The 10,099-nt window shown below is 37.5% G+C and carries 8 protein-coding genes and 1 pseudogene; all 9 read right to left on the minus strand.

The genetic code is table 11. The features are described 5' to 3' along the window. Window positions 1-78: 78 nt before the first annotated feature. The 9 genes and pseudogenes from ACMZ6U_RS07175 to ACMZ6U_RS07215 all read right to left on the minus strand — a co-directional run bounded on the left by ACMZ6U_RS07175 (window position 79) and on the right by ACMZ6U_RS07215 (window position 10,015). A complete protein-coding gene (locus ACMZ6U_RS07175) occupies window positions 79-678 on the minus strand; it encodes a response regulator transcription factor (protein ID WP_104968260.1) in 600 nt (199 codons plus the stop codon). Then, window positions 675-1,766, minus strand: a complete 1,092-nt coding sequence (locus ACMZ6U_RS07180) for a sensor histidine kinase (RefSeq protein ID WP_416107492.1) — start codon at window positions 1,764-1,766, stop codon at window positions 675-677. Before ACMZ6U_RS07180 ends, ACMZ6U_RS07175 begins: the two co-directional genes overlap by 4 nt. Then, complete coding sequence (locus ACMZ6U_RS07185) at window positions 1,766-2,497, minus strand: ABC transporter permease (protein WP_416107494.1); 732 nt, start codon at window positions 2,495-2,497, stop codon at window positions 1,766-1,768. Before ACMZ6U_RS07185 ends, ACMZ6U_RS07180 begins: the two co-directional genes overlap by 1 nt. Continuing rightward, complete coding sequence (locus ACMZ6U_RS07190) at window positions 2,481-3,377, minus strand: ABC transporter ATP-binding protein (protein WP_416107496.1); 897 nt, start codon at window positions 3,375-3,377, stop codon at window positions 2,481-2,483. The genes ACMZ6U_RS07185 and ACMZ6U_RS07190 overlap by 17 nt, the downstream gene beginning before the upstream one ends. 148 nt (window positions 3,378-3,525) lie before the next feature. Next, window positions 3,526-4,896 (minus strand): annotated as a pseudogene (locus tag ACMZ6U_RS07195) (AMP-binding protein). Window positions 4,897-5,122: 226 nt separating this feature from the next. Further along, window positions 5,123-6,148, minus strand: a complete 1,026-nt coding sequence (locus tag ACMZ6U_RS07200) for a D-alanine--D-alanine ligase family protein (protein WP_416107498.1) — start codon at window positions 6,146-6,148, stop codon at window positions 5,123-5,125. 153 nt (window positions 6,149-6,301) lie between these two features. Further along, on the minus strand, window positions 6,302-8,533 hold the full coding sequence (locus tag ACMZ6U_RS07205) for a DNA internalization-related competence protein ComEC/Rec2 (RefSeq protein ID WP_416107499.1): 2,232 nt from the start codon (window positions 8,531-8,533) through the stop codon (window positions 6,302-6,304). Further along, window positions 8,526-9,197, minus strand: coding sequence for a helix-hairpin-helix domain-containing protein (locus ACMZ6U_RS07210; RefSeq protein WP_416107501.1), 672 nt, complete (start codon window positions 9,195-9,197; stop codon window positions 8,526-8,528). The genes ACMZ6U_RS07205 and ACMZ6U_RS07210 overlap by 8 nt, the downstream gene beginning before the upstream one ends. 68 nt (window positions 9,198-9,265) lie before the next feature. Next, on the minus strand, window positions 9,266-10,015 hold the full coding sequence (locus tag ACMZ6U_RS07215) for a lysophospholipid acyltransferase family protein (protein WP_416107503.1): 750 nt from the start codon (window positions 10,013-10,015) through the stop codon (window positions 9,266-9,268). Window positions 10,016-10,099 lie beyond the last annotated feature (84 nt).

The raw sequence follows: 10,099 nt of genomic DNA on the forward strand, positions 1-10,099 counted from the left end.
CCAGAATAAACACCGCATGATCAATCTCATGTGGTGTTTTGGTTTATATATCAGTAAATTTCCCAATTAGGAGACATATTAATCAATCCAGCCTTTTTCTTTGGCTTTCGACATGGCTTCAATTCTGGAATTAACAGAGAGTTTGTTAAAAATAGAAGATACATAGTTACGAACAGTACCATTGGATAAGAACATCTCTTGAGCAATTTCTTTATTTGACTTTCCTTGGCTCACTAGATTTAAAACTCTAATCTCTTGAGTACTAAGTGGATTATCATTATGAAAAATTCCTTCCATCAATTCAGGAGAATAATCTTTTTGTCCTTTTAAAACTTTGTGAATAGTCGCCATCAACTCTGCTGTCGAACGATCTTTCAAGACATAAGCGTCAACATCATGATCCAATGCTTTTTGGAAATACCCTGTTCTTTTGAAGGTCGTTACGATAACAATCTTAGCGGAAACCTCTTGTCTAGCTTTGACTAAAACTTCTAAACCTGTCATTTTAGGCATTTCAATATCTAGTATAGCAACATCAATCAATTCTTTTCGTAGAAGCTCCAATGCTTCCAATCCATCTCGAGCCTCAAAAACAGCATCAACATCATCTTCCATCAATAAAAGTTGTTTCATGGCATCCCTTAACATGGACTGGTCTTCTGCAATTAACAATCTCATAAAACCTTATCCTCCATCTCAATCTTAATCATCGTTGGATGCTTAGAGGAAACAATGTCAATAGTTCCTTCCATTTGAACAAGTCTCCCCTTGATAGACTGTAATTCTTCTCCAGTTATTTTAGGAAATCCTCTACCATCATCACTAAAATGCAATATAATCCGATCATCTTTCCGTAATCTTATCTGACAAGTCGATGCTTCTGCATGTTTGATAACATTTGTAACCAATTCTCTCAGTATCATGGTTAAAGCTGATTGTACTTTAGGTGATAATTGTTCATCTAAGATTTGATTGTCTACTGAGACCACTACTCCAGATAAATCCAACATTTCTGACAGGGTTTCAATTTCTTCACTAAGCGTTCTATATTTCAATTGATTAATCAGTTCTCTGACATCCTTCATGGACTTCTGACTGATACCGTGAAGCTCACTCAACTCCTGTCGGACCTTATCCATATTTTTTTGTTCTAACAGTTTCATGGCCAATTCTGACTTCAAGCTAATCAAGGCAAAAGTATGGCCAAGGGTATCATGCATATCTCGCCCAATACGATTTCGTTCATTCTCAGCTGCTAAAGTATTGATATAGACATTCTGGCGTTCTATCTCACTTTTCATCGCTTCCTCAACTTGTATCTTATGTTGTGAATAAGTCATTGTCAATATAAAAACAGCAACGACAATAGCATTCATTTTTGAAACAAAACTATTTGAAAACAAGAGCCACCTACCAACTACTATACTTAAACAAGTTAAAAAGCTAATAGCACGATAAGATTTCAAGCTATCTCCAAAGCGCCAAACTAAGAGATTACTTGGATAGAAAAAGAACCATAACATGGAACCTTCAATCACTAATGCCATGTATACAATATAACCTAATAAATAAATCCATAAGAGCATTAATAATGTTTGATAATCATCCTTTAGATGAACGACGACTAAGTAAACAAAAGCAAATCCAATTGTAGGAAAAATCGTCCATACCGGATAACCAAACCAGAAAATTCCAAGTATAGGAAAAAGCAGAAAAACGAGCGCCATGTAAAAAAGAATATCATTTTTCTGACGACTTCTAAACATTAGTTCACCTCAGTCCTTTTTTTGACAAGATATGTTATTCCCACTAATAATACCACATAAACAAACATTATCAAGATGGAATTGATATTGATTACTTCCTTATCTGACCAATCAAGAACAAGTCGATTAACGTGATAAACAGGCGTCCATTTAGAAATAGTTTGCATCCAGTCAGGAAAAGTCTCTATCGGCATCCATGAACCACCGATAATTGCTAGTAAGATAAAAGAAATATTGCTAACGATTGACATCACTTGCTGTGACTTCAATTGAGAAATCAAGAGACCGAATGCTAAAAAGACCAGGCTCGACCCTAATAACAATACACCTGACCCTAACCACTTCTCCCATGACATGGTCACCTGGCGGTAAAATGCACCAACTAAGAAAGTAACTATAATTGAGCAGATAAAATAAATTAAGACCCGAAATAATTTTGATAGGTAGTAATGACCCATGGTTAATCTAGAATGTCTAATATAACTCATCCAATGATTGGTTTTATCTTCCACTAGCATAAAAGGAAAACTAAAGAAACCAAAGCTAGACATGGAAAATCCTGTCATGGTCAACATGTAATGCCTAACAAATAACTCTTGCCTCTTAGGATCGGGCGACATTTCCATTCCAGAATAAAAGATAAAAAAGCTAATTGGCATGCCTATAGCCATGATAAATACTGTCCACTGACGCCAAATTTGAATCCATTCTATTTTAAGCAAGGCTTTCATGTTCAATCTCCTTTGTTGTTTCAAATAATGTATCTAGTAAGGTCTTATTTTGAATTTCGATATCTGTAATCGCAAGGCCTTCTTTATAGAGCTTATCCCAAATAACCACTAAATTTTTAGTCCTGAATTGGAAACAATCCTTTTTAAGCAAAATATCATAACAATCTTGACGTTCTTGAATCTCATCTAAAAAACTGAGAGGTAAGGTTACTTGTTTATCTTCTTGGCACCTCATTTCATAAGGAGTGGTATCACGAATCAGTCGTCCTTTGTGGAGAACCAATAATCGATCAGCTGTATGCTCTACTTCTTCGATATAATGACTAGAATATAGAATACTTACTCCTTGTGCTTTTAGTTTCTCTATAATCTCCCAAAATTTTTTCCTAGTACCTGTGTCCATCCCAGTAGTTGGTTCATCTAGAATTAAGATTTCTGGCTGTCCTATCAAACATAAGACGAAAGCTAGCAATCTTCTCTGGCCACCCGATAACTTCCCTGCTAAATGATCATACTGTTCTTGATCAAATCCTAAGTAAGAAATGACCTTATCAATGGAAAGAGGATAACTGGCTACTGAACGAAAAAATGTTATTAATTCTCTAACTTTCAAATTAACCGGGATGGTATTTTCTTGTGATAAAACAGCTATCTTCCCTTTCAATTGACCATTCGTAGGTGATAGTTGTTGTATTGCTATACTCCCCTTATTAACATTCCAATCACCAATTATGCACTTTAGTAAACTGGATTTTCCTGCTCCGTTTTGACCAATCAAAGCAACACATTCTCCACGAGTTATCTCAAAAGAAATGGCATCTAAAACCTCTTTTTCTTTAATGGTCTTACTAATATTCTTTACTGAAATGAATGTTTTCATTTTAACTACCTCCATCGCATTTCTTAAAGATAGTTTATCTTTTATTGAAACTCTTTTTTAGCCCTACTTGTCATGACATCACATGACATTTGTCATCTTCTCAGAAAAAAGCTAACCACTTTAGTGATTAGCTTTGACATATGATATCTTACAGGTTCCCCTCTTCTTTCAACTTTGCTTCCATCTGCAAACGTTGAACTTTCATGGTTGCGGTGCGAGGAATATCCTCATAGGCCATGAGAATAGGCTCTTTCAGTAGTGGCAAATCATTCACTGCCGACCACCAAGCTTCCCAATTCATGCTTGCACCTTCAGCTAGTGCTAGGATTGGTTGCGGTCGTCCATCTCCATCACGAATGATAACCACCTCACTGAGGAAATCCAACTGGTCCAAGAGCATATCTTCCAAGGCTATATTACTATCAATCTGGTCAACGACATCAACCTGACGGTCTTTCAATAATAAAGTTCCTTCTTCGGTCAAGAAACCGTAATCTCCAGAGTCCCACCAGTCGCCATAAACATTTTCCTGAAAGCGTGCATCTTCTTTATAGTAGGTGATTGCTCTTCCTTTTGAAAAAAGTTGAATATGCGCATTTTGATCTGCCTCTAGGAGTTGTCCCGCGTCGTCTGTCACACGAGCTTGTGTATATCCCTCAAGTCCTACTCCCATATCACGCGCATTGTTTTGGTCAATATTCTCCAAACGATGATAGTGTAGAATCATCGGACCACATTCACTTTGTCCGTAAAACTGCATAAAGACAGGATTGTTTGCCTTTGAAGCGGTGAGAAATGCTTTCATAGTTGCTTTATTGATGGCATCAAAAGTCGAATGATAGAATTTCACACCACTAAAAACAGCTGGGTTTTCTTTGGCCAACCGAGCCCATTGTACAAAGTTATTAGGATGCGTTTCAAGAGCCATAGGCTTGTAGGTTTTTAGCTGATTTTCCACTTCTGAGGCTTGGGCTGATGACAGAGGGAAAATGGGAAAACCAAGATTAATGGCTGACGAAATACCAATATTATAACGGGAATGAACTGGAGAAATATGAAAGGCTAGAAGCCCTCGTTCCTTCATTTTGACAAAAATTGTCTATTGCCAGGCCACACGCCAGCCCAGGCTTTGACCGGTATGACAAATCAGTTTGGGAACACCTGTCGTCCCAGAGGTATGGGGCATGTATTGAATAATATCTTCTGCCAAAAAATCTTCTGAAACAGCTACTGCTTCTGTCTTTAATAGCTCTGCTACGGATACTTCAGTTACCAAGTCCTTGGCTAACATATCAGAAACTCGACCTGCAGTTTCGTCATCATAAACTATAAATGATTTTTCCAAACGCTTCGCAAAAACATCCAAGGTTGCACTAGGCAGATGATAGGATACCATGACTGGCACAGCGCCGAGATAGATCACAGCAACCGCCAAAAGGTAAGTCTCAAAAGAAGGACTTTTATAAAGCATAACCTTATCGCCTTTGGTAATCCCTCTCGCGAACATGCGACCCGACATTTGAACAATAGCCTCATGAACCTCTTTGTAGGTAGACTCTGCTGGCAATTATGGAAAAGCTGCATAGGATTTGTTTAAAATAATGGCAGTCTCAGGAAACCCTTCGGCTGCTTCCTTGAACTGCCTATAAAGATTCAGGGGACGGTAAGCAATAGCTTTAAACATATAAACCTATTTGTGAATAAAAAATATAACATGATTACAATCTAACTTTTTAAGTGATAAATCAATGGAATTTTTTAAGTGATAATTCTACAATTTGTTCACATAAATCCTCATATTTAATCCCAAATGCCTCAGCTTCTTGAGGAAGCAAACTTGTGGGGGTCATACCAGGTAGTGAATTAGCTTCAATGCAATAAATATTATTACTTTCATCAACTATAAAATCTATTCTTGCATATATTTCTAAACCAAGTAAATGATTGACTTTTAAAGCTATTTGTTGCATTTTATTCCTTAAATAATCTTCAACATTTGCTGGAACAACTTCTTCAGTTGCACCTTTTTGATATTTATTTTCATAGTCGTAAAATCCCGACTTCGGAATTAATTCTATGATTGGTAATGGTTGTTCATTTAAAATCCCCACAGAAAATTCTCTTCCAATAATTTTTTCTTCTACAAGTACTTCTTTGGAATATTTACTTGCAAAAGCCAAAGACTTTTGTAAATCATCGTTAGTTTCAACTATCTTGACACCAATACTCGATCCATTATCATTGGGCTTAACCACTGCAGGAACACTTAATTCTGCTTGACTTCCTTTCTTATAAATAGTCCATTTTGGAGTAAGAATCTCATCTTTTAACATCAATTTTTTTGACGTTAATTTATCCATTGCTAGAAGGCTACTTTTAAAGTTTGACCCTGTGTACTTTATTTCATGTAGATCAAAAAAGGCCTGTAACTTCCCATTCTCACCAATTCCACCATGCAAACCTAAAAATACAATATCAGAACTCTTACAAATATTAACCACATTATGCCCAATTTCAATTGTTCTACCATTATTTTCTAAAATCATCTTATCTAAATCAGGTTCAGTCCTTGGAATTGAATAAGAATAGTGTTTTTTGCCATGATTTGTATAAGCTGTATCAAAATTTTCCGAATCAGGAAAACCTAAATATAAGTCCATAAGAAGTACCTTATGACCTTTCGAAATCAAAGCATTGGCTATCTTAGAGCCCGATGACATTGAAACATCTCTTTCATCGCTTAGTCCACCTGCTAAAACTACAATTTTCATTTGAATAGCTCCTTATAACTCCACTAATATGTTGTCCATATTATATAATATTTTAAATTCAAATGATATTATAAATAAAAACTATTATCAATATTTTTGTCACAGTAAATTCTCAAATACACCATAGGGAACCATAACATATCACTCTCCTTTTCAACGAACCGTTTCAACTTTCCAAGTCTTTAAACCTCTGTAACGAATCGCTCCTTCTTGATCGGTCCTATAAATCATCATCTTTTTTGCTTCAAAGCGCTCTAAGGTTTCATCATTGGGATGATGGTAACGGTTATTAAGACCAGCTGAAATCAAAACGACTTTTGCTCCGATATGTTTTAAAAAGTCTGGATCAGAGGATCCTTTAGAGCCATGGTGCCCAGCTTTTAAAATATCAACAGGTAAGTTGGGATACCTCATCATCAAGGATTTTTCACCATCAACTTCTAAATCTCCCGTAAAAAGAAATCGTTTATTTAATAACTTTCCATATAAGACCAAGGAATCGTTATTCCCACCATCTCCCTGATCCCACGGGTAGAGAACTTGAAGAGAAGACCCCATAATCGCAATCCGATCCCCAGCTTGAAGCAAGCCTACTTTGATTTTCAATGATTTTAGTTCGTTTACAAAAGAGGGATTGATCAGAGCACCTGGACTAACCAAAACTTCCTTAATGTTAAACTGCTTGGCTAAAACTGTCATATCTCCCATGTGATCTGCATCAGTGTGGGTAATCACAAGCTGATCGATGGACGAAATCCCTCGACTTTTCAGATAAGGGATAGATGTCCGTTCAGCATTAGCTGTTTTCTGCCGCCTGCGCCACTCCTCTTTCTGAGAAAAATCAACTCGGCCTCCCGTATCAATAAGCAAGGTTTTCCCTCTGATATCCCTAATGAAAATCGAATCTCCTTGCCCAATATCTAGAACAGTCACCTCATTTTCCAAGGGATTTTTCGTCATAACAAACAAGGCAACTACAACAACCAAAAAACAGTACCTCAGTTTTTTACGATGCCAAAAATCATGTACAACAGCTAAAGAAATGAGCATTAAAATAAGTACAGTTAAGTTAGGGCTACCAAAAACCAAGGGGCGAGGAGACAAATGTACCGTCCACTTGATAACTGATTCTAAAAAGTAAAAGCAAGGATTAAAAAAGTCTAGAGATACTATCGGACTGGCTAATAACACAAGACTTAACAAGGGTAACAGAAAGACATCAAAAATTACTGAAAAGAATGCTGTTAAAAGAATTGACAGAGGCTGAAAAGTCCCGAAATAAAATACCAACAAAGGTAGAATACCTAGTGAAAGTACCAAACTTTCTACTACTGCTTTGCGGCGTCCTGACAAAGCCTCTAAATCTAAGGTAGACAGTATGAAGGCATAAGCAAAAGATAGAACGCCTCCTGTTGTCACCAGAAAATGGGGCGATAGCAGGAACAATATTAAGATGGTTGTCCCTAAATTATCCCATTTTCGCAAGCCAAGTTGACTAAGAATAGCCTGTAATAAGCTTCGCACCACAGAAATCGTAAATCCTGTTAGACCGGCGTAAAGAAAGGAAAATGGCAAAAGAACATATAGAAAATGCTCCCTCAAAAGCCCTAGACGTAAAAGGATCGTCCGAAAAATACCGACAAAAAAGCCCACCTGCATGCCAGACAAGGCAAAAAGATGAATAATCCCCAAATCCGTATAGATATCACTCATCTCGTCAAACGACTTATCCAAATACCCCAACAAAAGTCCCGTCATATAGTGTTTCATAGGCTCAGGAAAGTGTTGATTGATGTGGACCAAAAGTTTTCGTCGCCACAGTCTAACCCATTCCTCTAGAGTTTGAGGTACACCACGATGAATGGCTTTAACTTTCTCGACTTGAACAATGCCATAAATGCCTTCTCGCTTCAAATAAGCCTTATAATCAAAACCTTTGAAATTTCGCTGACCTTGTGGTCTCTCAACTGAAGCCACTACCTTTAAAAGAATCAGCTGATTAAGATTTTGAAAATACTCTTTTTCCGATTCCGTCTGTAATTGATAATAAAACTGATACCTTTGCTTACCTTCTTCAGCACGCGCAGATAACAAATCACCATCTACAGAAATGCTGTCAGGTATTACACGCAATGTCGACACTTGACTTGGAAGCTGATTTTCCAGCTGAATCTGCTTGTGCTCCACAAAAGTAAAATAAGCAACAAATAGAGTAAGGATAACAATCGTCTGTATAATTACCTTTTTAGAATATTGTCTGAATAAAGCGATAACTGCAAGCAAAGCCAACAAAATAGCAACCCAGGATTTGGTCAAGATCATAAAATAGGTCAAAGCTACTAAAAAAGCCAAATAGATTGGCTTTAACATCACTGGTTTAGTCAACAGTTACTTCCTCGCGCAGTTTTTCAAGTGTCTTTTCACCGATACCAGAGACATTAGACAAGTCATCAACCGATTTGAACCCACCATTACTATCACGATAATCAAGAATATCCTGAGCTCGTTTTTGACCGATTCCAGAAATTGTCTGTAAATCCGAAAGAGTTGCTGTATTGAGATTAACCTTATCAGAGCTATCTCCTGCAGTTTCAACTCTACTTGTTACCGTTGTGTTCGTCGCAACAACTGAGATATTTTCCCCCTGTCTTGCCACATAAACAACTGCTTCATCATTGAGTTTCTGGGCAAAGTTGACCGATTGTCGATCAGCTTCTGCTGTTACCCCACCAGCTAGTAAAATAGCATCATTGACCCTGCTATCACTTGGTAGATCATAAACACCAGGTTTCTTGACTGCCCCTTTGATGTCGACCGTAATGGTCCGTGACGATGTGATATCACTTTCTACTGTAGCCTTCTCTGAAGAAATAGCTGCACTGCTGAGACTTTCTGACTGTCCTGACCAAGATGGCAAGAGCTCTTCCTGAGCGTTCTTTGAAGGATTTCCCAACAGAAAAAAGCAAGAAATGACCACTAAAATAAGCAATCCAATCAGACCAGCTATGACTTTATTAGCTTGGATTTTCTCTACAATATCCTCAAACATGATTCTCCCCCTACTTATTTCATTCGAAAGAAAATCAAAAAACTCCAGAAAATCTGAAGTTTTGATCATTATGGTTTTTTAACGGTACGTTCTGGATTCCAAATAAAGCTGGCAACCAAACTAAACATAAGGGTTAGAAGTACAGCAAGAACAGCTACTATACCCAAGGGAATGCGATAAATCAAAGTCAAGGGATTTCGTTTCATTTTGGTCGTTCGGAAGCTCTCATTTTCAGCGTCAAGTCTATCAAACTCTGCCTGAATACGGCGAGCCACTTCTGCAATCCCTTCATCATTCATCCGACGAATATCTGAAATATCAATTGGATTTCCAAAATTCATGTCCACACGCTCACCATTTAGGAGACCACCAAGCGACATCGGACCAGCATAAGCAGCCGGCATAATTTTCACCTTAGCCATCTTAGCAATCACAGCAACACCACCTTTGACATCTTGTGAATGGCGACTGCCACTTGGAAACATAACAAGTGAGCGATTGGCTTTCTTGAGCATATTGACAGGGTACTTAATCGCTTCTTGACCAGGCTTAGCGCGATCAATAGGAAAAGCACCACACATACGAATCCACCAACCAAAGATTCGGTTGGTAAATAATTCCTTTTTAGCCATAAAGATAAATTCTTTCGGACGAGCCGCAAAGGCCATATAAACTGGATCCCAGAAGGTTCTGTGAGGAGCCACTAGAATATAATTTTCCTCAGCAGGTAATATTTTCTCTTCATTATGGTAGTGAGCATTGCCATTAAAAACCCAAAGCAAGAAGACCACTAAACCACGTAAATAGGCATAAAACATCTTATTTCCTCCATACAAAGTCTCCTTATTATAGCATGTTATCACCATTTGGAAAACAAGAAGACTGACAACAAATCTCATGCC

Origin of the sequence: Streptococcus pluranimalium, from assembly GCF_047785745.1 — a bacterium.
Taxonomy (GTDB): Bacteria; Bacillota; Bacilli; order Lactobacillales; family Streptococcaceae; genus Streptococcus; species Streptococcus pluranimalium_B.